Consider the following 23,580-nt stretch of genomic DNA (forward strand, 5'->3'; position numbering starts at 1 on the left):
CAATTGTTCAGAGCAGATTTGAGCGTAGCAGAAGCAGGCGGACGGAGTCCACCGCTTGGCTGAAGAAGCCGGCCGGGGCCGCTTCGTTTAAGGTGAAGACGTCCTCCCTGGCCAGGACTTGATCGCCCAGGGCGATCACCAGTTCCCCGACTTTCTGGCCCCGGAGTATCGGGCCGAGGACCGGCTCGGTCAGGGAGAGGGAGACGCGTCGATCGATATCCGGAAGCCGTCCCTTGGGAATGGTTACAACGATGTCCGTGTCCAGGCCGTAGGCCAGTTCGCTTTGGCGGGCCTTCCAGACCCTGATCGCGCCCAGGGGCTCTCCGGGAACATGCAACCGGTGGGTTTCATAGTTGCTGAAGCCGTAGTCCAGCAGCTCCTGGTTCAGCCGGGTGCGGGCGGCCGTGGAACCCGCGCCCAGCACTACCGCGATGAGCCGCATGTCGTCGCGCACCGCCGAAGTGGTCTGGCAATAGCCCGCGGCCCGTGTGTAACCGGTCTTGATGCCGTCCACGGTGGGGTCGCGGTGGAGCAGGCGGTTCCGGTTGGCCTGGTTGATGTTGTTGTGCTCGAAGTGTCGGATGGAATGCAGGCTGTACAGATAGGGATGGTCGCGCAGCAGGGCCAGGGACAGGGTGGCCATGTCCCGGGCCGTGGTCTGGACCCCGGGGGCCGGTAGGCCGGTGGCGTTGGCAAAGGTGGTCCGGGTCATGCCCAGGTCCTTGGCGGCGCGGTTCATCAGTTCGACGAACGCGGCTTCGGTGCCGGCGATATGTTCGGCCAGGGCCACGCTGGCGTCGTTGCCGGACTGGACGATGATCCCGTGCAGCAACGCGGCCACGGACACGGTGGAATTCAGGTCCAGAAACATCCGGGAGCCGGTCATGCGCCAGGCTTGCCGGCTCACCCGGACCTCGTCGGTCATGAAGACGGCTCCTTCAAGCAGCTTTTGTCCGGCGACGTAGACGGTCATCATTTTGGTCAAACTGGCCGGTTCCCGCGGGGCGTCGATGTCGTGGGCCGCCAGGAGCTGCCCGCTGTCCGCGTCCATGAGCAGATACGCGGCGGCGATGCCGGGGGATGAGGGAGTAAAACTCCGGGGCGTCGCGGCCAGGGCGCTGTTCAGGCCCAGACCAAGGAGCAGGGCCAGCATCGCCGCGAAGGCGATCAATACGGCTTGATACGGCGGCAACGCGAGTCGGTCATGTCGCGGCATGTTCATATTCCCGTTGTTTGGTTTCCAGTTCGTCGAGGCGTTCATAAAGGCCGAGCAAGGCGGCCTCGGCCTGGTCCAGCCGGTCGGCCAAGTCGGTCAGGGTCTCGGCGTTGGAGGCGTTTTCAGGGGCTTCCAGGGCTTGGCGCAACTCCTGCTCCAAATTTTCGGCCTCCCTAATCCGCTCCGCCATGCCGTCCAGCTCCCGCTGTTCGCCGTAGGAGAGTTTGGTGGGACGACGGGCCTTGGAGCCGACCGGCTTGGTCGCGACGGGTTCGGTATCGGCCTCGGAGGGAGCTGAACGGGCGGCCAGCCACTGGGCGTAGTCTGAAAAATATCGGGCCTGGCCGTGTTCGCCATCTCCCGGCTCCAGGGCCAGCAGCCGGTCGCAGAGCGTATCCAGCAAATAGCGGTCGTGGGTGATCAGCACGATGGCCCCGGGGAATTCCCGCAACCCTTCTTCGAGCACTTCCAGGGTCGGGATGTCGATGTCGTTGGTGGGTTCGTCCAGGAGCAGGATGTCCGCCGGGGTGCGCATCAGCCGGGCGATGAGCACTCTGGCCCGCTCTCCGCCGGAGAGCAGGGACACCGGGAGCCCAAGCTGGTCCGGCCGGAACAGAAAGCGCTTGGCCCAGGTGACCACGTGTAGCGGGCGGTCCTGGAAGACCACGGTGTCCCCGGTGGGCGCCAGGGCTTGGCGCAGGGTGATTTCGGAGTCGAGCTGTTCGCGCTTCTGGTCGAAGTAGACCACCCGCAGGCCGTCGGCCCGGCGCAGGGTTCCCTGGTCCGGCTGGAGCGAGCCGTGCAGCAGCCGCATCAGACTGCTTTTGCCCGCGCCGTTGGGGCCCATGATCCCCAGGCGGGTTCCGGGGGAGAGCAGGATGTCCAGATCGGCGAACAAAGGCCGTTCGCCCAAGGTCAGGCCCAGGCCGCGGGCCTCCAGCAATCGCTTGGTCTTGCGGCCCGTGGCGTCGAAAGCGATGTCCGCGGTCTGCTTCAGGGCGTTGCGGGCGCTGACTTCAGCCAGCTCGTCCTGGAGACGATGGGCTTCGTCGATACGCGCCCGGGCCTTGGTGGTCCGGGCTTTGGGTCCGCGGCGCAGCCATTCGATCTCCCGGCGGACCTTGTTGGCCAGAACCTGTTCCCGTGCTTCCTGGGCCGCGACCAGGGCCTCCCGCTTGTCCAGGAACGTGCTGTAGTTGCCCTCGACCCGAAGAAATCCCTCGGGGTAGACGCGGTTCAGCTCCACGGTCCGGTTGGTGACGGTTTCCAGAAAGACCCGGTCGTGGCTGACCAGGACAAAGGCGAAGGGGACCTGAAGCAGCAGTTTTTCCAGCCAGAGGATGCCTTCCAGGTCCAGATGGTTGGTGGGTTCGTCCAGCAGGAGCAGGTCCGGTTCCTGAATCAGGGCTCGGGCCAGGGCCAGCCGCTTGCGCCAGCCGCCGGACAAGGTGTCCACCGGGGTGGGGCCGTCGGGCAGATGCAGGCGGCTGGACATCTCCCAGACGCGTTGAAAGGCTTCCGGGCCCGAAATTCTTTCGTGGAGTCGCTCAGGGGATCGCTCAGGCGGTCTCTGGGCTGACTCTCCAGGGGATTCGCCGGACGATTCTTCGGTCAGGGCTTCCAGCAGAACCTGCTCCACCGTGCTCCCAGGGGCGAAGCGTTCTTCCTGGGCAAGATAGACCACGCGCACGTCCTTGCGCCGATGCACCTCGCCCTGATCCGGCTCTTCCAGTCCGGCGACGATTTTGAGCAGGGTGGATTTTCCAGAGCCGTTGGGACCGATCAATCCCGTGCGCTCGCCTTCGAACAGGCCGAGGGAAATGCCGGAGAACAGTGGGTGGGCGGTGAAGGCCTTGGTCAGGCCGGTGAAGGAGACGAGAATCGGCGTAGCCATGGGCATGGCATCTACACCACAAACGATCGGACTGGAAGAGAGGTTTGGTACCGGTTCGCCAAGGCAGTCGCCCCTTCGGCTGGCCTATTCCACCACCACCCCCGCGTAGCCGACAACCTGAGAAAAATCCCCGGTCACGTCCCCGGAAGTGGCATAGGCGATCAGGCTGGCCTGGGTCGCTCCGAGTGCGTTGGCCGTGGCCAGCCCCAGGGTCATGGGCAGCATCCCGCACATGGAGATCCGCTGGTCGTGCACCGTGGCGTAGAGCTTTTCCGGGTCGCGCTCCAGGGCTGCTTGCAGGGCCAGGCCGTCCAGTTCCTTGGCTTGCTGGGCGGAAACGAAATGGCTCATGTCCGAACTGACGAGGATCAGTAATGGTTTGGGCCACTTTGCGAGCACCGCGGACAGCTCCTGAGCCGTGCGCAACAACACTTCCAGGCTCGGCTCGGCCACGGCCAGCGGGACGATCTTGGTTTGGGGGCGGACGGCCCAGAGAAAAGGCAGGATGACTTCAAGGGAGTGTTCCTGGAGGTGGGCTTGGTGATCCGCCTGAATTGCCGGGGCGGCCTCGAAGATGCTTCTTGCCAGTTCCTCGTCCACGTCCAGGTGTGCGCCGGGCAGCAGCCAGCGGCCGTTGGGCCACAGGGCCAGGGGGCGTCCGAGTCCGGTGTGGTTCGGGCCCAGCAGGAGCACGGTTTCCGTCTGGATTACTTCAGAAAGGGTCTTGCCGGCCACGGCCCCGGAGTATGCATATCCGGCGTGGGGCATCATGGCCAGAAGGGCTTTGCGCGGCGTGGATACAAGGGGGAGATAGCTTCGGACTTCAGATTCCCAGGCTTGTTTCGTGCCGGGATAAAACCGACCGGCCACGACGGGATTGCGATCCATGATGGTCCTCCGATCAAGACTTTGAGATAACGGGTTCAGCGCGGTTGGGAAAAGCACCGCGACTGTCGGGCAACAAGACCCAAGTTTTACGCCGAAACCTTTGTACTGCCCAGACACGGCCGAGGAGATTTTTGCCGCATTTGCATCACGATAGCGTATTCAGTTGTTCAGGCTAAAATTATTGCGGCATAATCTTTAAAATTTATTATTTACTCTCAATTCGCTATAAATAGGTTATAAAAGTGATATTCAGCTTGAAAACGGACTTGCCTTTCTCTGGCGTCTCGTGGATAAGCACTCCTGCTAGCACTCACCGTCTTCGAGTGCTAGCAAAACAAACCAATTCGGAGGAGAAAAAAATGAAACTGAAACCATTGAATGATCGTGTTCTGGTGAAGCGGCTTGAGGGCGAGGAAGTGACCAAGGGAGGGATCATCATCCCTGATTCCGCCAAGGAAAAGCCGATGAAGGGCGAAGTGGTCGCCGTGGGTCCCGGCAAAGTGGGTGACGACGGTAAGCGTGCCGAGATGGCCGTGGCCGCCGGAAACAAGGTGCTCTTCAACAAGTACGCTGGCACCGAGATGAAGGTAGACGGCGAAGAGTTTCTGGTGATGCGCGAGGACGATATCCTGGCCATCATTGAAGAGTAGGCTTTTCGCATCGCGAATCGACCGAGCACATCAGCGACATCAACGAATTTTACGACGCAAGGAGAATAACCATGGCTGCTAAAGAATTACTTTTTGATACCAAGGCGCGTGAACGGCTGAAAAAAGGCATAGACACCCTGGCCAACGCTGTAAAGGTAACTCTGGGACCCAAGGGCCGCAACGTGGTCATTGAGAAGTCCTTCGGTTCCCCGATCATCACCAAGGATGGCGTAACCGTTGCCAAGGAGATCGAGCTGACCGACAAGTTCGAGAACATGGGTGCCCAGATGGTCAAGGAAGTGGCCAGCAAGACCAGCGACGTGGCCGGCGACGGCACTACCACCGCCACCATCCTGGCCCAGGCCATCTACACCGACGGCGTGAAGCTGGTAACCGCCGGCCGTAACCCCATGGCCATCAAGCGCGGTATCGACAAGGCCGTGGAGGCCGTGACGGCTGATCTGGTCAGCCAGACCAAGCCCACCCGCGACCAGAAGGAAATCGCCCAGGTCGGCACCATTTCCGCCAACAACGACCCGACCATCGGCAATATTATCGCCGAGGCCATGAACAAGGTCGGCAAGGAAGGCGTGATCACCGTTGAGGAAGCCAAGGGCCTGGAGACCACTCTGGAAGTGGTGGAGGGAATGCAGTTTGACCGCGGCTACCTCTCCCCCTACTTTGTGACCGATCCGGAAAAGATGCTTTGCGAATTGGACGAGCCGCTGATCCTGATCTGCGAAAAGAAGATCTCCAGCATGAAGGACATGCTGCCCGTGCTGGAGCAGGTGGCCAAGATGTCCAAGCCCCTCCTGATCATCTCCGAGGACGTGGAAGGCGAAGCCCTGGCCACCCTGGTGGTGAACAAGCTTCGCGGCACACTGCAAGTTTCCGCGGTCAAGGCTCCCGGCTTCGGCGAGCGCCGCAAGGCTATGCTCCAGGATATCGCCATTCTGACCGGCGGGCAGATGGTTTCCGAAGACCTGGGCATCAAGCTGGAGAACATCTCCCTGAACGACCTGGGCAAAGCCAAGCGCATCGTGATCAACAAGGAAAACACCACGATCATCGACGGCGCCGGCGATGCTGAGCAGATTAAGGCCCGGGTACGTCAGATCCGCAGCGAGATCGAAGAAACCACTTCCGATTACGACCGTGAGAAGCTGCAAGAGCGGCTGGCCAAGATCGTCGGCGGCGTGGCCGTGATCAACGTGGGTGCGGCCACCGAGACCGAGATGAAGGAAAAGAAGGCTCGGGTCGAGGACGCCCTGAACGCAACTCGTGCCGCGGTTGAGGAAGGAATCGTGCCTGGCGGCGGCGTGGCCCTGGTCCGTGCCGTGAAGAGCCTGGGTGCCATCAAGACCGCGGACGACGACGAGGCCGCCGGCGTGACCCTGGTCCGGCGGGCCATCGAGGAGCCGCTGCGGATGATCGCCGCAAATGCCGGCTTCGAAGGCTCCATCGTGGTGGAGAAGGTCAAGGACGGCAAGGACGGCTACGGCTTCAACGCCGCCACCGGCGTGTACGAAGACCTGATCGCCGCAGGGGTCATTGATCCCAAGAAAGTGACCCGCATCGCGCTGCAGAACGCCGCTTCCGTGGCCGGCCTGCTGCTGACCACCGAATGCGCCGTGGCCGAGAAGCCCGAGCCCAAGAAGGATATGCCCATGCCCGGCGGCGGGATGGGTGGAATGGGCGGAATGGGCGGAATGTACTAAACGCCTCTCCGCGAGAACAGATACAGCTTCACGGCAAAAGGCCGGACATTTTGTCCGGCCTTTTGCTTTTGGTGCGGCAAGAAGGTCTTGCGCGAATTGTAAGGTTTGCTTTAAGCACGGTTTCAGGGCAAGGGAATGAGTTGGTCAATTTGCCTGGTTTTTGAGAACGACATGAATCGTATGGGCAAGGGGTGGTCGGATGAAACGGTGTTTTGAAGATCTCTGCGGAACCATGGATCGGCTGGGGGTGCCCCGTGAGTCCAAATGGCGCGGCTTGATAATGTATATGCGCAGTATCAGGGATTACGAGTTTCTGACTCCGGAGCAACGAGAGCAGGCGCAGGAGTTGGTCATGGAGGTGCTGCGGAAGAGGGACTTTTCCGAGGAGGCCTTCCGCAAGCTGCTCCGGGGCAACGAGGGGATCATCAATGACCAGTGGCGGGCAAAACTGACAGAGGCCTTGCAGGATACCGCGCTATTGATCAAGCAATTTCAGGATGTGCTGGTGCATCGAAAAAACGACGTTCAAGAGTTGGGCGTAATGACTTTGGAAACCATCCAGAGCGAACAGCCCCTTGACGAAATGGTGCGTGGCATTCAAGGCGGCTTCCAGAGGATCGAGGGGTTGTTGCAAAACGATCTAGAAACCATCGTCACCATGGGACTGACCGACGACCTGACCAAGCTGAACAACCGTCGGGCCCTGGACGCTTTTCTGAGCCGGGCCGTTTCCGAGGCCGTGGCTTCCGGAAATCCCTTGTCCATGATCTTCATGGACATTGATCATTTCAAGAAATTCAACGACGACTACGGCCACCTGGTGGGCGACCAGGCCCTGGTTACGGTGGCCGCGATGATCCGATCCTTCGTCGAGTTTCAGGCCAATTTGAATTCGCGCGAATTTTTTCCGGCCCGTTTCGGAGGAGAGGAGTTCGCCCTGGTTCTGCCCGAGACTTCCGGGGAGGAGGCCGTGGCACTGGCGGAGACGATCCGCAAGAAAATCGAGAACTACAATTTCCTGGTTCGCGACGCCGATGGCGAGGTGCTCTCGGCTGGAATCAAAATCACGGTCAGCGCCGGGGTCGCGGAACTACATGCCGGGTGTGGGCTGTGTCCCGGTATTTCCTCCCTGATCGACGCAGCAGACAAGGCTCTGTATCAGGCCAAGAAGGGCGGCAGGAACAAAGTCGAGTTGTACACCGGCTAGGTAGGCAGAATTCTCTTCATTACTCGATCGAGGCCGGAAGGGCGGCCATGATCCGCTGGACCAGGTTTTCCAGCCCCTCGCCGGACGCGACGGAAATTCCAACACCTTCGGGAAACATCCCTCCAAGATGAATCCGGTCCTCCCCGGAGAGCAGGTCGAGCTTGTTCAGCACAAGCAGGACCGGAATTTCGTGCAGCCCCATGTCCGTCAGAATGGCCCGCACATCCCTGACTTGGCGTTCCAGTTCCGGATGAGCGGCGTCGGCCACGTGCAGAAATAGGTCCGCCTCGTCCAGTTCCTCCAACGTGGCCCGGAAGGCTTCCTTGAGTTCCGGCGGCAGGCGGCGGATGAATCCCACGGTGTCCGTGAGAATCACTTCCCGGTGTTCCGGAAAACGGACCCGGCGACTCGTCGGGTCCAGGGTGGCGAAGAGCTTGTTTTCGGCCAGCACCTCGCTGGACGTCAGCACGTTCAGCAGGCTGGATTTGCCCGTGTTGGTATAGCCGACCATGGCCACCACGGGCAGCCCCACCTTTTGTCGCCTGGCCCGTGTGGCCTCTCTTTGGCGGCGTAGAGCTTCCAATTCCTGCTTGATTTTGGCGATTCGTTGACGAATTTTGCGTCGATCCAACTCCAGCTTCGTCTCTCCCGGTCCTCGTCCCCCGATTCCCCCGGCCAAGCGGCTCATGGCCCTGTCCTGACGAACCAAACGCGGCATGGCGTAGCGCAACTGGGCCATTTCCACTTGCAGCTTTCCGGCCCTGGTCTTGGCGTGCTGGGCGAAGATGTCCAGGATCAGCTGGGTCCGGTCCAAGACCTTACGCTCGCTGAGTTGGGTCAGGTTGCGAATCTGGGTGGGGCTTAAATCCTGGTCGAACAGCAGCAGGCCGGCATTGGTCCGCAGGGCTTGGACCTCCAGTTCGGCCAGTTTGCCCTTGCCCAGGATGTGTTTGGGATTTTGGCGCGCTACCCGTTGGATCACCACGCCGACAACGGCGATTCCGGCGGTCCGGGCCAGTTCAGCCAATTCCTGGAGGTTGCGTTCTTGTTCGGGCCGGGAGAGCGTGTCCACGCTGACCAGCAGGGCCCGGTCCCCGGGGCGTCCGACGTCCGGCGAGACGTCCTGGGCGGCGATGGTCCTGCTCAACTCATTTTCAATGGCTTCGGTTTGCTCCACGAAATCAACATGCACCTGGTCCCAGGATGCAGGGTGAGAAACGCGATACGGACCCTGGTCCGACTCGCCGGGCAGAAGGTGAGCCCAGGACAGCACGCTGGGCAGGCCCGAGGGGTCCAGGCCCAGGGCGGCGATGGAGTCCAGACGGAGAAAGATCAGGTCCATCAGATCTTCCTCGTTCAGAGGATCTTGATTCAGGTGAGTGTGCAGCAGGCGTAGCCCGCGCAGGCGACCCGGCCCATGGCGGCCGGGGGGGAGTTCGGGGATGAGGATGCCGTGGGCGTCGCCTACGACGATGATTTTTGGACGACCCTGGCGGTCGATGAGCAGCCCGATCTGGCGGCCCAGATCCGTGCTGAGCATGGCCAGCTCTCGGGCCTGTTCCTGGGTGTAGCCGCCAAGCGCGGGATAACGCCTCTGGTGGAGGCGGGTCAGAGCCTTGATCTGGCTCGGCTTGAGCCCGACGGTGTTGCCGTGAATCTGGGCGGCTATGTCGCGACCTCTCCGAAGTCTTTTTCCAGATAGCCCGCGATCATCGCGTCATAGGCGGAGGTCAGGCGGAAGGTCTTGGCAGCGGTTTCGCGGCGCAGGGCCAGGCTGACGTGGTAGTGCTGGGAGCCCAGTTCGTCCATGACCCTGGGATAGTCTTCCGGGCCGGGAATCACCAGCACGCTGTGAAAGTTTTTCGCCGCGGCGCGGAGCATGGTCGGGCCGCCGATGTCGATCTGTTCGACGCAAGCCCTCAGATCCAGATCTTTCGCCAAAGCTTTGGCGAAATCGTACAAATTGACGCAGATCAGGTCCAAGGGCAACAGGTTGCGGTGGGTCAGAGTCCGGAGGTGTTCGGGATTGTCCTTGTCCGCCAGCAACGGCCCATGGATGTGCGGGTGCAGGGTCTTCACCCGCCCGTCGAGGATTTCCGGGAACCCGGTGACCTCGCTGACGGCACGGACTGGAAGTCCGGCGTCCAGGAGCGCCTTGCGCGTCCCTCCGGTGGAAATGAGCTGGACCCCGCCCTGGTTCAAAAACGTCGCGAACTCCGTCAAGCCGGTTTTGTCCGTGACGCTGAGCAGGGCCTGTCTGATGGGCAATAATTGCATACCGTCCTCCCTGGCTTCGGACATGCCACAAGCCCGAAATCTTGGCAAGACGGCGCACTCGGCCTCTGCCTGTGGACGCTTTCGAGCCGTTCTTTCCGTACTTGCTCAAAAAAAGTGGCAAGCATGAGCTGGATGCCCGCTCCCCGTCTGCACGAGGACAGGCTTCGCGGGCATGACGAGCTTCTTATAGCATGCCGCTTCAAGTCCTTCCCGCGCAGGCGGGGATCCAGACTCTGGAGCTTTCAGGCTATGCCCGACTTTGGAGCAGTGACGTCTTCCATGCCTCTGGCCGAGTCGTCCGGACCGGGAACCGCTCCCGGCTCGGACGACCGCGGTCAAGACGGAGGAGAAACCACGGGATGCGCGGCAGTCTACTGGGCCAGTTCCATCAGGAGTTCCTTGGCCGGATCATAGGAAGGATCGCTTTCCAGAGCCCGTTCCAGCTGTTCACGAGCCTTGGTCACCTGAGCCAGCTTGACCAGGATGCCGGCCAGGGTGAATCGGATTTCGGCCTTGTCCGGGTTGAGTTCGAGGAAGTTATCCAGGGGAGTGAGGATCGCCTCCAGACGGTTCAGACCGTGGCCGGCCTGGACGAGACCGTAGAGGGCCACCAGATTTTCCGGATTATATTCCAGGGCTTGAGAGAAGTGGGTAAAAGCGCTGTCCAGGGCGCCGGTTTCCATTTCCACCAGGGCCATTCCGGCCAGGGACTTGTCGCTGGCTTCGATTTCCGAGGCGCGACGATACAGGCTGAGGGCGTTTTCCAGGTGTCCGCGCTGCACCGCCACCGTGGCCAAGCCCAGGTAGGGGTCCGGATGGGTTCCGTTGGAGTTGGCGGCCTTTTCGTAATATTGCTCGGCTTTGTCCAGTTCTCCCATGAACAGATAGCATTCCCCGAGTTCCTTGTTGATTTCGTAGTCGAGATGGCTGGTCATGATGGTCTCTCCTCTAAGTTGTTTGATCCGTATCGACGTCTGTTTCGACTGACGCCCGACCTTGTTCCGAGAGCTTTGCATCCTTCATGCCAACCCCTCGCTGCAATCCTTGCCGCGCCTGGTTGGCTCGCCTGTACCCACTCCTCGTGTAACGTTGGAACGAGAGTTGCTTGTCTGCTTGACAATCAACCGCGTCCTATTGAGCTCATTTTCGGGCTGGTCTTCATGAACATCCCGGAAAGACAGGAGGAATGGAGTTATGAAAAGTCTGTTCGGATCCCATATTCATCTCCAGGGGAAAGTCCTGGACATGCGTCTGGAACGTCAAAATGTCGTCGCGGGGAATCTGGCAAACATCAAAACCCCTGGATACAAGGCCCGAAGTCTGGAGTTCGAGGATGATTTGCAGCGGGCCTTGGGATTGGACGCTCGGGGCAAGATGACCCGGACCAGCCCGGATCATATGCCGGCGGAGTTCGACGCTCGGAAATTTTCCGCGGATTTCATCAAGGATCTCAAGCCCAGGGTGGTGCAGGGCGAGGATGCCGTGGACCTGGACAAGGAAATGACCACCATGGCCAAGAACACGTTGCTCTACAACACGTTGATCACCACGCTGCAGAAGAATTTCGAAGGACTGAAAACCGTCATTACCGAGGGAGGCAAATAATGGACTTCATGACCGCCCTGGAGATCGGAGCGTCGGGCCTGAGCGCCGAACGGACGCACCTGAACATCATCTCCATGAACCTGGCCAACGTGAACACGACGCGGACCCCGGAAGGCGGTCCATATCGTCGCAAAAGCGTTGTCTTTCAGGCCACGCCTCTGGATTCCCCCTTTACCAAGGCCATGCGTTCCGAGCTGGAGCGGGAAGTCAAGGGTGTGAAGGTTTCCGGCGTTGTCACGGACCAGCGGCCCCTGAGACGGGTCTACGATCCCGGGCACCCGGACGCGGATGGGCAGGGCTACGTCAGCTTGCCGGATATCAACGTGGTCGAGGAGATGGCCAACATGATGACCGCGTTGCGGACCTACGAGGCCAATGCGGCCACGATTTCATCGGCCAAGACCATGTTCAACAAGGCCCTGGAGCTGGGCCGATAACCTTCCATTTCGCTGACGCGAACTCACGGAGGACGTCATGTCCATATCCCCCATCGCCATGAAGGCCTACAACCAGGCCGCGCAAATGGCGCGACCCGAAACCATCAAACCGCATGAAGAGGTCCGGTCGTTCACCGATACCTTGAAGGGGTCACTGGCCGAGGTGAACAACCTCCGTCAGGAGTCCATCGGGATGATCGAGTCCTTTGCCTCCGGCTCCAATCAGAACGTGCACGAGTTGATGATTTCCATGCAGAAAGCCAGCTTGTCCATGAGCATGACCTCCGCCGTGCGCAATAAGATCATGGAAGCTTACAAGGAAGTGCTGCGGATGCCGTTTTAGCAGTCCGCTGGATAATTCCCAATTGTCGCGTCGCTGTAAAAAGTTCAAGCTCTCCCGTAGCAAAAAATACGCTTCGACCTTNNGCTCCTTGCACTTGGGATTTTTGAACGGACTGCCTGCAAGGTATTTTATTCAATAACTTTTTGAAACCCTGAACCGTTGAACCTCAACAGCCGGAGCCAGCCATGTCTCCTTTTCTGGAAAATTTGAAAGCCAAGGTCCTGCTAATCTGGAACGATTCCAGCGTTTCCCAGCGCATCATGGTCGGCGGTTTGGCGGCGACCCTGGTTTTGGTTTTTTTCCTGCTTATTTACTGGATCGGTCGTCCGGATTACGCGGTTTTGTACGACCGCCTGACTCCCGAGGACGCCAGTCGGGTGAGCACCATCCTGCAGGCCGGCAAGGAGCCGTACCGGCTGGCGGACAACGGGCAGACCATTTTAGTTCCGGCTGACCGGGTCCATGAACTGCGGTTGCGTGTCGCCGGAGAAGGAGCGTTGCGGGGGCCGGGGTTGGGGTTCGAGTTGTTCGACGACGTCAAGCTCGGCCAGACCGATTTCATCCAGCGCATCAATTATCAGCGGGCTCTGCAGGGCGAGTTGTCCAGAACGATTTCCGAGTTTCCCGAGGTGGAAAGCACCCGGATTCACCTGGTCATCCCGCATCGCAGCCTGTTCATCGAAGAGCAGAGTCCGCCGTCCGCGGCCGTAATTCTGACCATGAAGCAAGGTTCCAGGCTGGACAACCGTCAGGTCCAGAGCGTGGTCAATCTGGTTACGTCCTCAGTGGAAGGGTTGACTCAGGATCACATCACCGTGTCCGACACCACTGGGCAGGTCCTTTACCAGCCCAAGAGTTCGGATACTTTGGAAGGCATGACCAACACCCAGTTGGAGTACAAGCTGCAACTGGAGCAGAACCTGGAACGGCGCATCAGCCAAATGTTGATTCCGCTGTTCGGCCACGATCAGGTCATCGCCAAGGTGAATACGGAACTGGATTTTAGTCGGCGGACCATCGTCAGGGAATTGTTCGATCCGGACAGTGCCGTTGTCCGCAGCGAACAGAAAAGTGACGAAACCAGTATCGGACAATCCAACCTGGAAGCCGGGGTTCCAGAGCCGCAGTTTCAGGGTGACGGCTTTGCCGGGCAGGGTACCTATCAGGAAAGCGCTCGTTCCCAGTCCACGACCAATTTTGAGATCAATCGCGAGGAACAGCAGATTGTCATGCCTCTGGGCGAGTTGCAGCGATTGAGCGTGGCGGTTATCGTCGATGGAACATACGAGCCGGGGGCTGACGGTCAGGGCCATGTCTTCGTGCCGCGCAGCGCCCAGGAACTTCAACGGATCGATCAACTGGTACGTAACGCCATCGGCTTCGACGGAGCCCGGGGCGACAGCGTGGAGGTTTCCAGTATTTCTTTCGGCGCTCCGGAAATGATCCCGCCGCCGAGCCTGGCGGACGTCATCCTGGACTACGGCCGCCAGTTCGGCAAACCGATCCTGAACTTCCTGTTGGTTCTGCTCTTTTTGCTCCTGGTAGTCCGCCCCGTGGTGATGGCCATGATCCGGCCGCGTGTCGCCGAGCAGGACGAGGGTGCGATTGACGAGTTGGATGGGGCGGAAGCGATGGCTCTGGAAGGTGCCGAAACGCAGGAGTCCGAAGGCATGTTGGCTCAGCGCCGCCTGGAAGAACTGAAGCAGGCCACCGCGGAGCTGTTTCAGAAGAACATGGAACAGAGCGTCCAAGTTCTGAAGATCTGGCTGAAAGAGGAGAACGCCTGAAGTGGCAGATAAAATATCCGGTACGCAGAAGACGGCCATCCTCCTGTTGGCCTTGGGAGACAAGTGCGCCGTGGACGTGTTCAAACGCCTGGATCGTCGCGAGATCACCCAGGTGAGCAAGGCCATGGTGGAGATGGATTCGGTCCCCAAGGAGATGGTCGAGGAGGTGCTCAAGGAGTTCAACCAGGTCCTGGCCCTGGGCGAAAACATGCTGGTCGGCAGCCCGGACCGGGTGCGTAAGATGCTCCAGGGGCTGGACAGTGAAACGGCCAAATTCGTACTTGACTCCTTGGAACTGGACACCGGGCCGGGGCCGTTCAAGGCCTTGGAAAGCATCAGCCCGAAGTTGCTGGCCCAGATTCTGCGCAACGAACACCCTCAGACGCTTGCTTTGATTCTGGGTCACCTGGAGTCGGAGCAGGCCGCCGGACTGCTCCAGAACATGACCGCCGGGGTCCGGGCCGAAGTGCTGATCCGCTTGGCCCGCCTGGAGGCCGTGCCCGCGGACATGCTTGAGGACGTGGGCAAGGTGCTGGATCGGCAATTGATCGCCATGGGCGGTCGTGAAGGGCGGAAAGTCGGCGGCGTGTCGTCGGTGGCCGAGATCCTCAACGCCGTGGAACGCGCCACGGAAGAGGAAGTGCTGGCGGACATCGAAGAGGAATCCACTCAGTTGGCCGAGGAAATCCGACAGCTCATGTTCGTGTTCGAGGACATCAAGACCTTGGACGATCGCGGTATCCGGGAACTGCTCAAGGAGGTCAGCAACGACGAACTGACCCTGGCCTTGAAGGGGGCCAGCGAGGACCTGCGAACCAAGTTCTTTTCCAACCTGTCCGAACGCGCGGCCACCATGATCAAGGAAGATTTGGAAATCATGGGACCGGTCAAACTGTCCGAGGTGGAAACAGCCCAGATGAACGTGGTCAAGGTGGTGCGCCGCCTGGAAGCCGAAGGCCGGATCATCATCACGGGCAAGGGAGGCGGCGATGTCCTTCTCTAGTCCTGATGGCGCCCGGTCCGAGGGGAAAATCATCATCGGTCCCCGCTCCGTGGGTTTGTCCGAATTGACTCTGGCCGGCGGGCGTCAAGCCGCCTGGAGCATGGAGGCCGAAGAGGAATACCTCGTCCGGGTCCGAGCCAAGGCCCAGGTGATGGCCAAGGATATCCTGGCCCAGGCCATGGAAGAGGCAAAGCAAATCAAGATTCAGGCCAGGGATGAGGGCTTTCGCGAGGGCCAGGCCGAGGGCGAGACCCAGTTGAAGCAAGTCCTGGAGCAGGCCGCCGGGCAGTGCGCCGCGGTGATCAGCGCCATTGAAGAGCAGGGCCGGGCCGTGTGGCGAACCCACCGCGGCGACCTGGTGATGCTCCTGCACGTCATGGTGGAAAAAGCCATTGCCGTGGAGCTGGACGTGCATCGCCGGGAGAGTATGGCCAATCTGCTGGACCAGGCCGTGGACATGATCGACGCCAAGCGCAAGGTGATCATTGCCGTTAATCCGCAAGATCGCGAATTGATTGAGAATTTGCTGAGGCTGAGGAAGTCGGGCGAGGATCATCTGCCCACCTGGAAAGTCAAGGATGATTCGCGAATCGAACCGGGCGGTCTGATCCTGGAGTGCGATCACGGGATGGTGGACAACACAGTTGCTTCGCGCAAGGCCGGTCTGCGTGAAATCCTGGACCAACTGACCCTGGAGGAAAACAGCTGATGGGGCTTTGCCCGCAAAGTTGCATCAACGTGCTCCAGGAGACGGATCCGGCCCGGACCTTCGGCAAGGTTTCCAAGGTCGTCGGCCTGCTGGTGGAAGGCCGGGGTATGAAGGCTTCCCTGGGATCGTACTGCCGTCTGCTCTCGGATGACGACCCTGAAGGCATTCCCGCCGAGGTGGTTGGATTTCGCAACGGTTCTGTGCTGTTCATGCCCTACGGCGAAATGCGGGGCATCCGGCCCGGAAACCTGATCCAGAATTCCAACACCCCTCCACTGTTCCCCGTGGGCAAACGGATGCTGGGTCGGGTTCTGGACGCCTTCGGCCAGCCCATGGATTCGGGCCCCGTGCTGCAACCATCCCAGTATTATCCCCTCCACGCCGAACCGCTCAATCCCCTGAAACGTCCTCGGATTCACGCTCCTTTGGACACCGGAGTCCAGGCCATCAACGGCCTGTTGACCCTGGGAAAGGGTCAGCGTGTGGGGATCATGGCCGGCTCCGGGGTAGGCAAGAGCACCATGATGGGCATGATCGCGCGGTATACCAAGGCGGACGTGAACGTCATCGCCCTGGTGGGCGAACGAGGGCGAGAAGTCCTTGATTTTATGGAAAAAAGATTTGGGGCCGGAGGGCTTGGCCCGCTCGGTGCTGATCGTTGCCACTTCGGAACAGGGACCGCTGGTCCGGATGCGTGCCGCTTTCGCGGCCACGGCCGTGGCCGAGTATTTTCGGGACAAGGGCAAGGATGTGATCCTGATGATGGATTCCGTGACCCGGTTCGCCATGGCAGCCCGTGAAGTGGGCCTGGCCGCCGGAGAGCCGCCCACCACCAGGGGATACACGCCCACGGTGTTCGCCATGCTTCCCCGACTCCTGGAGCGGGCCGGAAATAGTGAGCAGGGCAGCATCACCGGGATATACACCGTGTTGGTGGAAGGCGATGATTTTTCCGAGCCCGTGGCCGACGCGGTCCGTTCCATCTTGGACGGCCACATCGTGCTTACCCGTGAGTTGGCCGACCAGGGGCATTACCCGGCCATCGACGTACTTAAAAGCGTCAGCCGACTGCGTGCGGACGTCACCCCGCCGGAAATCCTCCAGGCCGGCCAGGAGGTGATCCGCTCCTTGGCCACGTTCAAGAAAGTTGAGGACATGGTGAACATCGGGGCCTATGCCAAGGGGAGTAGTCAGGAAATTGACACGGCGCTGCAACGCATCGGCCCGATTCAACACTACCTCCGCCAACAAGTGGACGAGTGTCGGTCCCTCGACGACAGCTTTTCCGGGCTGTTCGCTTTGCTGGACAAGGACACCGGGAAGTGACGGCATATTGTGACCAGGTCGGTCAGGACAACGGATCGTCCGGCCAGGTCAGGGGGCTGGTCGTGGCCGGAACCCGCAGCGGCTGCGGAAAGACCCTGACCACACTGGGGCTGGCGGCCGCTTTCCGGGAACACGGACTGCGTGTCCAAGGATTCAAAGTCGGGCCGGACTTTATCGACCCCACGCATCTGGCCGCGGTCAGCGGCCGTTTCGTGCACAATCTGGATGGCTGGATACTGAGCCGGGACGTGATTCTGGAACTGTTTCATCTGTACGCTGGGGACGCGGATGTTTGCCTGGTGGAAGGGGTGATGGGGCTGTTCGACGGAGCGTCCGGCTCTGAGGAGAGCGGCTCCACGGCCCAGATGGCCAAATGGCTGGGCCTGCCCGTGGTTCTTGTGGTGGACGCCCGATCCCAGGGCCGCTCCGCCGCGGCTCTGGTGCGCGGCTTTCGGGACTTTGATCCGGAACTGCGACTGGCCGGGGTGATCTTTTCCCAGGTGGGCGGGCCAAGCCACGAAGCCCTGATCCGTGAAGCCATGTCCACGTACCTGCCGGATCTCCCATGCCTGGGTTTTTTGCCTCGTCGACCGGATTTGGTCCTTCCCTCCCGGCATCTCGGATTGGTCATGGCCGCGGATTTAGATGGATCTCCGGCTGAAAAGCCGTCCGAAGACGTGCCAGGGGGGATGTCAGATGGGATGGTGGGGGCGGAAAATCAGGATCGGGAACATCCCGTGTTCTGGGACTCCCAACGTCGGGAAGGCTTGGCCGCCTGGGCCGAGCAAGGGCTGGATTTGGAGTGGATTCAACGAATCAGCAAGCGGCCGGTTTTCACGAATCCCGCGTCAGCAGGCCAGGCGACCGATTCGGCGTTGCCACCTGGGAGCCTTCCCGGAGCGGCCTCCGGAGTGACCATCGGGGTGGCCAGAGACCCGGCCTTCTGTTTCTATTATCAGGAAAACTTGCGATTACTGGAACGGGCCGGGGCACGGCTCGTCTTTTTTTCTCCTCTTGCGGACAAACGGCTGCCGGAAGACGTGGCCGGATTGTACTTGGGAGGGGGCTACCCGGAACTCTCCTCGGCCGTTTTGGCCGCGAACCGTCCGATGCGCGAGGCGATCCGGAAGGCTGCCCAGGACGGGATGCCCGTTTATGCCGAATGCGGGGGCATGATGTACCTGCTATCCGAACTGGAGGACGTGGACGGGAAGCGCTTTCCCATGGTTGGCCTTTTTCCAGGCCGGGCCAGGATGTTTTCCCGGTTCCAGGCCCTGGGCTACAGAAAGGTGGAACTGCTGGCCGAGGGCGTTTTGGGGCCCGCGGGGACCATGCTGCGCGGCCATGAGTTTCATTATTCCGGACTGGAGGAGATTTCGGAAAACGCATACGATCCGGCCTTTCGGGTCGAGGATCGTAGGGGCCGGGCGAGCTTGGCCGGTTTCCGCCGCGGCAATGTGGTAGCCTCGTACGTTCACCTGCACTTTGGCTCCCATCCACCGGCCGCCGGCGCGTTTACGCGGGCCTGCGAGCGCTATGCGGCCAACCGCAATCAAAGGATTTGATCATGACCGAGTTGGGGCCGATCCCCCTGAATGCCGCCGGGCTGGATATCGAGAACGAGTCCATGCGGATTATCGACGCCGAGGTTCCGCTTCCGAGGCCCTTTGGCGATACCGAGTGGCCGGTAGTCCGGCGGATGATTCACGCCAGCGCGGACTTTGAACTCCTGGACCTGGTTCGGTTTCACACCCGGGCCGTGACCGCCGGGCTGGAAGCCTTGCGTCGAGGTTGCCCGGTGATCACGGACACCCGCATGGCCCAGGCCGGTCTGTCTCCAAGGTTGTACGCTCCCCTCGGGTGCGAGGTGCATTGTCTGATCAGTGACCCTGAAACCCTGGAGCGATCCCGGCTTACCGACTCCACCCGCGCCGCCGCCGCGGTGGACGTGGCGGCCCAGCGTTTTCAAGAGGCCATATGGGTGGTGGGCAACGCGCCAACGGCCCTGCTCCGGCTTCTGGAGTTGATGCAAGGCAAAGCCGTGATTCCGAATTTGGTCATCGGCATGCCGGTGGGGTTTGTCCAGGCCGCGGAGTCCAAACAGGCTTTGCTGGAATCCGAAGGCATCCCCTTCATCCTGATTCACGGCCGCAAAGGCGGTTCGGCCCTGGCTGCCGCGGCCTTGAACGCTCTGGCCGGCATGGCCTTGGCCAGGGGGGCGGATCAGATCCGAAATGATATCTCTCCTCTCGCATAAGCTTCTTGATTTTCATCTCGTCTGGCCATGACTCGACGCGGCAAGGTGCGAATCGGCTTCACCACCGGGTCTTCGGCCACGGCCGCGGCAAAGGCCGGGTTGTTGTTTTTGGTACGCGGCGAAAGGCCCAAACACGTCGACATTCCCTGCCCGGAGGGGCATGTGCGGCTGGTGGTCCCGCTGGAAAGTCTGGAGCCGAAAACATCGCCCACCGGTGTCCCCTCGGTTCGGGTCACGGTGCGCAAGCAGGCCGGAGATGATCCCGACGCCACCCACGAGTCGGCCATTTCGGCGCGGGTACATCTGGAGCCGTGGCCTCGGGCCGAGGTGGTGGTCCGGGGAGGAAAAGGGGTGGGGACGGTCACCAGGCCTGGATTGCCCGTGCCCGTGGGCCGGGCGGCCATCAATCCGGGGCCGCTTCGACAGATCCAACGAGCTGTTTTGGAAACCTTGGAGCAACTTGGATGCAGCGCCAGGGTCCATGTGCTGGTGGAAGTCGCCCGGGGCGAGGAGTTGGCGACCAAAACCCTGAACCCCAGACTGGGCATTGTCGGCGGGATTTCCATTCTCGGAACCCGGGGCACGGTCAAGGCCTTCAGCCATGCGGCGTGGAAGGAGACGATCATCCAGTGCCTGGACGTGGCCCTGGCCGAAGGCCTGGACACCGTGGCCCTGAGCACCGGGGGAAGGGGGCAGCGGTTTCTGGAGGCCGCACTGCCCCGGCTTCCCAAAACCGCCTTCATTCAGGCCGGGGATCATCCGGGATTCGCCATGCGCCAGGCGGCCCGACGCGGGATGCACAAGGTGATCTGGGGGGGCTTTTGGGGAAAGCTGGTTAAAATGGCTCAGGGTCGACCGCAAACCCATGCCCGGCTTTTTCCCGTGGATCTGCCCGGCTTGGCCAATCTGGCGGCGAGCGTTGGCGTGGAACCGGTTGTAACCGAGAAAATCGCCCGGGGTAATACGGCCAGAGAAGCCTTGGATATCCTGCGTGGGAGGGCTCACTTTGCCGCGATGACGCAGGAAGTCTTGGTCAAGGCACTTGGTCACTGCCGCATCTGGGGCCGTTCCTCGGTGGACGTGGAATTGATTTTATTGGACTATGACGGTCAGGTATTGCACAGGGCGGAACACAAGGCCTCCGTCTCGACGGAGAGCCGTCCGACTTCCGCCTGAGCCTCGAATCCCGACAACGACACCGGAGGAAAACAAATCATGGGAAAAATAATCGCGGTCTGTACCAGCGCCAAAAAGGGTCAGCGGAAAAAGAACATCGATCAGGGAGAACTCGTGACCGAGCATGGCCTGCAAGGCGACGCCCACGCCGGGCCCTGGCATCGCCAGGTCAGTCTGCTGGCCATGGAAAGCATCCAGAAAATGCAGGCCGCCGGCCTGAAAGTCGGCCCGGGAGACTTTGCGGAAAACTTGACCACCGAAGGCATCGACCTCCCCAGCCTGCCTCTGGGCACCAAGCTGCGCATCGGTTCGCAAGCCGTGGGTGAGGTCACCCAAATCGGCAAGGAATGTCACACCCGATGCGCCATTTTTCACCAAGCCGGAGATTGCGTGATGCCCAAAGAAGGCATTTTCATCCGGGTACTGACCGGAGGCCCCGTCCGAGTGGGGGACGTGGTGGAGGTGGAAAGCTGAAGAGGAGAGGGCAAGCCTACTCGTCTCCTGTCATTTGTAAATGGAAACAGCAGGGCTCGTTTTTCGAGACCAGCAGACATGGAAAAAGCCTTGCCGAAAGTCGCAAGACGGGCGAAAAAGAAAAAGGGTTGCAAGCTTGTGCTTGCAACCCTTTGATTTTGAATTGGCGTCCCCAAGGGGATTCGAACCCCTGTTACCGGCGTGAAAGGCCGATGTCCTGGACCAGGCTAGACGATGGGGACGCTGGGTATGGTGTGGCTGGGGGACTAGGATTTGAACCTAGGTTGACGGAGTCAGAGTCCGTAGTCCTGCCGCTAGACGATCCCCCAACGCAAAGCCCGTACAACTAAGCAAAAGGGGATCGGTTGTCAATAATAAACGCGAAGAAAAGCTGCTTTTTGCTCGACACCACAAATAATCTTTCGGAAACCGCTATGCAGCGGCCGCCAAACGTCGAGTCCGCTTTTTCAACAGGTTGATTTTGCGGCGCAAGCGATTCCGGTCCTTGCGCTGGGTGCTGGGCAGTTGATCTTTCTCAGTGCGCAGCGTGCGAACCTGACGCTTCAACGACCAAATCTGGTCCTTATATGGAGACGGTCCCTTGTTCTCTTCGTCCGTGCTGAAACCAAGAGCTTCACGCACGGCGACCACGAGGGCGTCTTTATCCATTCCGCTGGCCCCGGTAATCTGGGGGATTTGAGAAATGCACAATTCTCGAAGTTCCTTGGCGGTCATCTTGTCCAAGGGTTTTTTCAAAACAATATTTTTTTCCTCACTCATTCCTTTCTCCTTCGCTATCTTACTCGGGGCGGCCATCCACCCGGTTCGTTGTTGCCGCGCATGGTTCGTCTTCGGTACGCGATTTCACCTGTTCAAGCGATCGAACATATTTCCGGTAGCAACGCTCAAGCGCTGGGACGGCGGAAAACCGTTTATCCGGGTGGTTCGTTCCTTCCAGCTTCACGCCTGCTTGCGCATATATCTCCGGCGAAAAGCGCGAAGCGGTCTTTCTTCCTTCCCGCAAAGCGTTTCCAATTGCATCCGCGACCGCGACCAAGGAAGATCGGCCTCCTAGCAGATCAAGGCGGACCTTGTCAAAGACTTTTTCTCCCAAGGCGGCATTGACGGCTCGCAGAATCGTCGGCGCGTGGAAATGCATTTCCTGCATTACCATGGGGTCCTCGACGCCCAGCAGCAGTGTGGTCTTGTTGCGACCCAAGGGTTTGGCCATATCCGCGATTTCGGGACCGACCACCGTGGACCAGGACGACCATATTTCAGCAAGCCGCCATTGGAGCCGACGCTCGGCCCTGTTCCAAAAATCATGGAGGATGTCGCGCGCCTGGTAGGTCATGGGAAAAGACCGCGGAATAAACACCACGTGCTGTTTACCCATCGCCGACATGTCGAAGGGGGGTGGCACGTGGTGTTAATCGTGCTAGATCTTGGCCGCGGTGCGCAGGTCGGCCACGGCGTCCGTGGTTTCCCAGGTAAAATCCACGTCTTCACGACCAAAGTGGCCATAGATCGAGGCCTTCTTGTAGATGGGCCGCTGCAGGTCCAGACGCTTGCTGATATAGAACGGACGCAGATCGAAAACCTCTCGGACCGCCTTGGTCAGCACTTCGTCGGAAACCACGCCGGTGCCCCAGGAGGTGACCAGGGTGGAGATGGGCTCGGCCACGCCGATGGCGTAAGCCACCTGCACTTCGCAGCGATCGGCCAGGCCGGCGGCGACCACGTTCTTGGCGATATAGCGGGCCATATAGGCTCCGGAACGGTCAACCTTGGACGGATCCTTGCCGGAAAACGCCCCGCCGCCGTGGTTGCCCATGCCGCCGTAGGTGTCCTGGATGATCTTGCGTCCGGTCAGTCCGCAGTCGGCCAAGGGGCCGCCCAGGACGAAGCGTCCGGTGGTGTTGATGAAAATCCGCGTTTTCTCGTCGAGCATTTCCTCGGGCAGGCTCTTGAAGATGACTTCCTTCTTGATGGCCTCCACCAAGTCCGCGTAGGCGATATTCTCGTTGTGCTGGCAGGCGATGACCACGTTGTCGACCCGCTTGGGTTTGCCCTGTTCATATTGGATGCAGACTTCGGTCTTGCCGTCGGGGCGCAGAAAGTCGAGGATGTTGTTCTTGCGGACATAAGCCAAACGGCGGGAAAGCTTGTGGGAATAGAAAATCGGAGCGGGCATCAAGGTCGCGGTCTCGTTTACGGCGAAGCCGAACATCATGCCCTGGTCGCCGGCCCCTTGCTCCTCCGGCTTGGTCCGGTCCACGCCCATGGCAATGTCCACGGACTGCTTGTCAATGGAGGAAATCACGGCGCAGGTGTCCGCGTCAAAGCCCATCTCGGAACTCGTGTAGCCGATCTCCCGCACGGTTTCCCGGACGATTTTGGGGAAGTCCGCGTAGGCGTTGGTGGAAATCTCACCGGCGATGAAGGCCAAGCCGGTGGTCACCAGGGTTTCGCAGGCCACGCGGGCCGTGGGATCCTGGGCGATGATGCAGTCCAGCACCGCATCGGAGATCTGGTCCGCGACCTTGTCCGGGTGCCCTTCCGTAACGGATTCCGAGGTGAAGAGATAGGAATTGGTATTCCCGTGCATGCGGC

General features: G+C 60.5%; 22 protein-coding genes, 2 tRNA genes and 1 pseudogene. 14 read left to right on the top strand and 11 right to left on the bottom strand.

From position 1 onward, the window contains the following. Positions 1-7: 7 nt before the first annotated feature. The 3 genes from GY33_RS0105880 to amrB form a co-directional block, all read right to left on the bottom strand. Entirely contained in the window at positions 8-1,216 is a 1,209-nt protein-coding gene (locus GY33_RS0105880; protein WP_051822341.1) for a D-alanyl-D-alanine carboxypeptidase family protein, read from the bottom strand. Then, positions 1,203-3,116, bottom strand: coding sequence for an ABC-F family ATP-binding cassette domain-containing protein (locus GY33_RS0105885; RefSeq protein ID WP_235185475.1), 1,914 nt, complete (start codon positions 3,114-3,116; stop codon positions 1,203-1,205). Before GY33_RS0105885 ends, GY33_RS0105880 begins: the two co-directional genes overlap by 14 nt. A gap of 78 nt (positions 3,117-3,194) precedes the next feature. Further along, positions 3,195-3,998: an AmmeMemoRadiSam system protein B gene (gene amrB / locus GY33_RS0105890; RefSeq protein WP_031386450.1), complete on the bottom strand. Its 804-nt coding sequence runs from the start codon at positions 3,996-3,998 to the stop codon at positions 3,195-3,197. A gap of 359 nt (positions 3,999-4,357) precedes the next feature. Here amrB and groES point away from each other — a divergent pair, with 359 nt between their 5' ends. The 3 genes from groES (at position 4,358) to GY33_RS0105905 (ending at position 7,573) form a co-directional block, all read left to right on the top strand. Continuing rightward, the gene (groES, locus tag GY33_RS0105895) at positions 4,358-4,648 is read left to right on the top strand and encodes a co-chaperone GroES (RefSeq protein WP_031386451.1); all 291 of its coding nucleotides are present in this window, start codon (positions 4,358-4,360) and stop codon (positions 4,646-4,648) included. A 71-nt stretch (positions 4,649-4,719) separates the two neighbouring features. After that, positions 4,720-6,366, top strand: a complete 1,647-nt coding sequence (gene groL, locus GY33_RS0105900; protein ID WP_031386452.1) for a chaperonin GroEL — start codon at positions 4,720-4,722, stop codon at positions 6,364-6,366. A 199-nt stretch (positions 6,367-6,565) separates the two neighbouring features. Then, a complete protein-coding gene (locus GY33_RS0105905; protein WP_051822342.1) occupies positions 6,566-7,573 on the top strand; it encodes a GGDEF domain-containing protein in 1,008 nt (335 codons plus the stop codon). Between the two features lie 19 nt (positions 7,574-7,592). Here the strand turns inward: GY33_RS0105905 and hflX are convergent, their stop codons facing one another. From hflX to GY33_RS0105920, 3 genes are all read right to left on the bottom strand, one after another. Beyond that, positions 7,593-9,113, bottom strand: coding sequence for a GTPase HflX (gene hflX / locus GY33_RS0105910; RefSeq protein ID WP_031386454.1), 1,521 nt, complete (start codon positions 9,111-9,113; stop codon positions 7,593-7,595). A 125-nt stretch (positions 9,114-9,238) separates the two neighbouring features. Continuing rightward, positions 9,239-9,850 carry an IMP cyclohydrolase gene (locus tag GY33_RS0105915; RefSeq protein ID WP_031386455.1) on the bottom strand — a complete coding sequence of 204 codons (612 nt, stop codon included), beginning with the start codon at positions 9,848-9,850 and terminating at the stop codon, positions 9,239-9,241. Between the two features lie 371 nt (positions 9,851-10,221). Continuing rightward, entirely contained in the window at positions 10,222-10,785 is a 564-nt protein-coding gene (locus GY33_RS0105920; protein ID WP_031386456.1) for a tetratricopeptide repeat protein, read from the bottom strand. Between the two features lie 259 nt (positions 10,786-11,044). On the opposite strand from GY33_RS0105920, the gene flgB reads away from it, so the two are divergent. The 11 genes and pseudogenes from flgB (at position 11,045) to GY33_RS0105975 (ending at position 20,967) form a co-directional block, all read left to right on the top strand. Further along, positions 11,045-11,455 carry a flagellar basal body rod protein FlgB gene (flgB, locus tag GY33_RS0105925; protein ID WP_031386457.1) on the top strand — a complete coding sequence of 137 codons (411 nt, stop codon included), beginning with the start codon at positions 11,045-11,047 and terminating at the stop codon, positions 11,453-11,455. After that, positions 11,455-11,892: a flagellar basal body rod protein FlgC gene (gene flgC, locus GY33_RS0105930; RefSeq protein WP_031386458.1), complete on the top strand. Its 438-nt coding sequence runs from the start codon at positions 11,455-11,457 to the stop codon at positions 11,890-11,892. The genes flgB and flgC overlap by 1 nt, the downstream gene beginning before the upstream one ends. Positions 11,893-11,929: 37 nt before the next feature. After that, positions 11,930-12,235, top strand: coding sequence for a flagellar hook-basal body complex protein FliE (gene fliE, locus GY33_RS0105935; RefSeq protein WP_031386459.1), 306 nt, complete (start codon positions 11,930-11,932; stop codon positions 12,233-12,235). Positions 12,236-12,420: 185 nt separating this feature from the next. Continuing rightward, positions 12,421-14,022, top strand: a complete 1,602-nt coding sequence (gene fliF, locus GY33_RS0105940) for a flagellar basal-body MS-ring/collar protein FliF (RefSeq protein ID WP_031386460.1) — start codon at positions 12,421-12,423, stop codon at positions 14,020-14,022. Position 14,023: 1 nt separating this feature from the next. Next, positions 14,024-15,025 (top strand): flagellar motor switch protein FliG, encoded by a 1,002-nt coding sequence (gene fliG, locus GY33_RS0105945; protein WP_031386461.1) that lies wholly within the window; start codon positions 14,024-14,026, stop codon positions 15,023-15,025. After that, positions 15,012-15,734, top strand: a complete 723-nt coding sequence (locus tag GY33_RS0105950; protein WP_031386462.1) for a FliH/SctL family protein — start codon at positions 15,012-15,014, stop codon at positions 15,732-15,734. Before fliG ends, GY33_RS0105950 begins: the two co-directional genes overlap by 14 nt. Next, positions 15,734-17,060: pseudogene (locus GY33_RS19015) on the top strand (FliI/YscN family ATPase). Before GY33_RS0105950 ends, GY33_RS19015 begins: the two are co-directional and overlap by 1 nt. Then, positions 17,057-18,625 (top strand): cobyrinate/hydrogenobyrinate a,c-diamide synthase, encoded by a 1,569-nt coding sequence (locus tag GY33_RS0105960; protein WP_051822344.1) that lies wholly within the window; start codon positions 17,057-17,059, stop codon positions 18,623-18,625. The pseudogene GY33_RS19015 and the gene GY33_RS0105960 overlap by 4 nt, the downstream one beginning before the upstream one ends. Before the next feature lie 2 nt (positions 18,626-18,627). Beyond that, positions 18,628-19,317: a precorrin-8X methylmutase gene (locus GY33_RS0105965; RefSeq protein ID WP_035271437.1), complete on the top strand. Its 690-nt coding sequence runs from the start codon at positions 18,628-18,630 to the stop codon at positions 19,315-19,317. Positions 19,318-19,344: 27 nt separating this feature from the next. Further along, a complete protein-coding gene (locus tag GY33_RS0105970; protein WP_051822345.1) occupies positions 19,345-20,493 on the top strand; it encodes a cobalt-precorrin-5B (C(1))-methyltransferase in 1,149 nt (382 codons plus the stop codon). A 39-nt stretch (positions 20,494-20,532) separates the two neighbouring features. Then, entirely contained in the window at positions 20,533-20,967 is a 435-nt protein-coding gene (locus tag GY33_RS0105975; RefSeq protein WP_031386466.1) for an MOSC domain-containing protein, read from the top strand. A gap of 164 nt (positions 20,968-21,131) precedes the next feature. Here the strand turns inward: GY33_RS0105975 and GY33_RS0105980 are convergent. The 5 genes from GY33_RS0105980 to metK form a co-directional block, all read right to left on the bottom strand. Continuing rightward, positions 21,132-21,209, bottom strand: a tRNA-Glu gene (locus GY33_RS0105980). Between the two features lie 13 nt (positions 21,210-21,222). Then, positions 21,223-21,296 (bottom strand) — tRNA-Gln (locus GY33_RS0105985). 103 nt (positions 21,297-21,399) lie between these two features. Next, the gene (locus GY33_RS0105990; protein WP_031386467.1) at positions 21,400-21,747 is read right to left on the bottom strand and encodes a hypothetical protein; all 348 of its coding nucleotides are present in this window, start codon (positions 21,745-21,747) and stop codon (positions 21,400-21,402) included. A 19-nt stretch (positions 21,748-21,766) separates the two neighbouring features. After that, on the bottom strand, positions 21,767-22,363 hold the full coding sequence (locus GY33_RS19655) for a DUF721 domain-containing protein (RefSeq protein ID WP_235185476.1): 597 nt from the start codon (positions 22,361-22,363) through the stop codon (positions 21,767-21,769). 42 nt (positions 22,364-22,405) lie between these two features. Next, positions 22,406-23,575 (bottom strand): methionine adenosyltransferase, encoded by a 1,170-nt coding sequence (gene metK / locus GY33_RS0106000; protein ID WP_031386469.1) that lies wholly within the window; start codon positions 23,573-23,575, stop codon positions 22,406-22,408. Between the last annotated feature and the right edge of the window lie 5 nt (positions 23,576-23,580).

Source organism: Desulfonatronum thiodismutans (assembly GCF_000717475.1).
GTDB lineage: Bacteria > Desulfobacterota > Desulfovibrionia > Desulfovibrionales > Desulfonatronaceae > Desulfonatronum > Desulfonatronum thiodismutans.

Coding starts and splice junctions, on each gene's coding strand:
- GY33_RS0105880 (WP_051822341.1), bottom strand. CDS start 1,216: ATGCCGCGACATGACCGACTCGCGTTGCCGCCGTATCAAGCCGTATTG.
- GY33_RS0105885 (WP_235185475.1), bottom strand. CDS start 3,116: ATGCCCATGGCTACGCCGATTCTCGTCTCCTTCACCGGCCTGACCAAG.
- amrB (WP_031386450.1), bottom strand. CDS start 3,998: ATGGATCGCAATCCCGTCGTGGCCGGTCGGTTTTATCCCGGCACGAAA.
- groES (WP_031386451.1), top strand. CDS start 4,358: ATGAAACTGAAACCATTGAATGATCGTGTTCTGGTGAAGCGGCTTGAG.
- groL (WP_031386452.1), top strand. CDS start 4,720: ATGGCTGCTAAAGAATTACTTTTTGATACCAAGGCGCGTGAACGGCTG.
- GY33_RS0105905 (WP_051822342.1), top strand. CDS start 6,566: ATGAAACGGTGTTTTGAAGATCTCTGCGGAACCATGGATCGGCTGGGG.
- hflX (WP_031386454.1), bottom strand. CDS start 9,113: ATGCTCAGCACGGATCTGGGCCGCCAGATCGGGCTGCTCATCGACCGC.
- GY33_RS0105915 (WP_031386455.1), bottom strand. CDS start 9,850: ATGCAATTATTGCCCATCAGACAGGCCCTGCTCAGCGTCACGGACAAA.
- GY33_RS0105920 (WP_031386456.1), bottom strand. CDS start 10,785: ATGACCAGCCATCTCGACTACGAAATCAACAAGGAACTCGGGGAATGC.
- flgB (WP_031386457.1), top strand. CDS start 11,045: ATGAAAAGTCTGTTCGGATCCCATATTCATCTCCAGGGGAAAGTCCTG.
- flgC (WP_031386458.1), top strand. CDS start 11,455: ATGGACTTCATGACCGCCCTGGAGATCGGAGCGTCGGGCCTGAGCGCC.
- fliE (WP_031386459.1), top strand. CDS start 11,930: ATGTCCATATCCCCCATCGCCATGAAGGCCTACAACCAGGCCGCGCAA.
- fliF (WP_031386460.1), top strand. CDS start 12,421: ATGTCTCCTTTTCTGGAAAATTTGAAAGCCAAGGTCCTGCTAATCTGG.
- GY33_RS0105950 (WP_031386462.1), top strand. CDS start 15,012: ATGTCCTTCTCTAGTCCTGATGGCGCCCGGTCCGAGGGGAAAATCATC.
- GY33_RS0105965 (WP_035271437.1), top strand. CDS start 18,628: ATGACCGAGTTGGGGCCGATCCCCCTGAATGCCGCCGGGCTGGATATC.
- GY33_RS0105970 (WP_051822345.1), top strand. CDS start 19,345: ATGACTCGACGCGGCAAGGTGCGAATCGGCTTCACCACCGGGTCTTCG.
- GY33_RS0105975 (WP_031386466.1), top strand. CDS start 20,533: ATGGGAAAAATAATCGCGGTCTGTACCAGCGCCAAAAAGGGTCAGCGG.
- GY33_RS0105990 (WP_031386467.1), bottom strand. CDS start 21,747: ATGAGTGAGGAAAAAAATATTGTTTTGAAAAAACCCTTGGACAAGATG.
- GY33_RS19655 (WP_235185476.1), bottom strand. CDS start 22,363: ATGGGTAAACAGCACGTGGTGTTTATTCCGCGGTCTTTTCCCATGACC.
- metK (WP_031386469.1), bottom strand. CDS start 23,575: ATGCACGGGAATACCAATTCCTATCTCTTCACCTCGGAATCCGTTACG.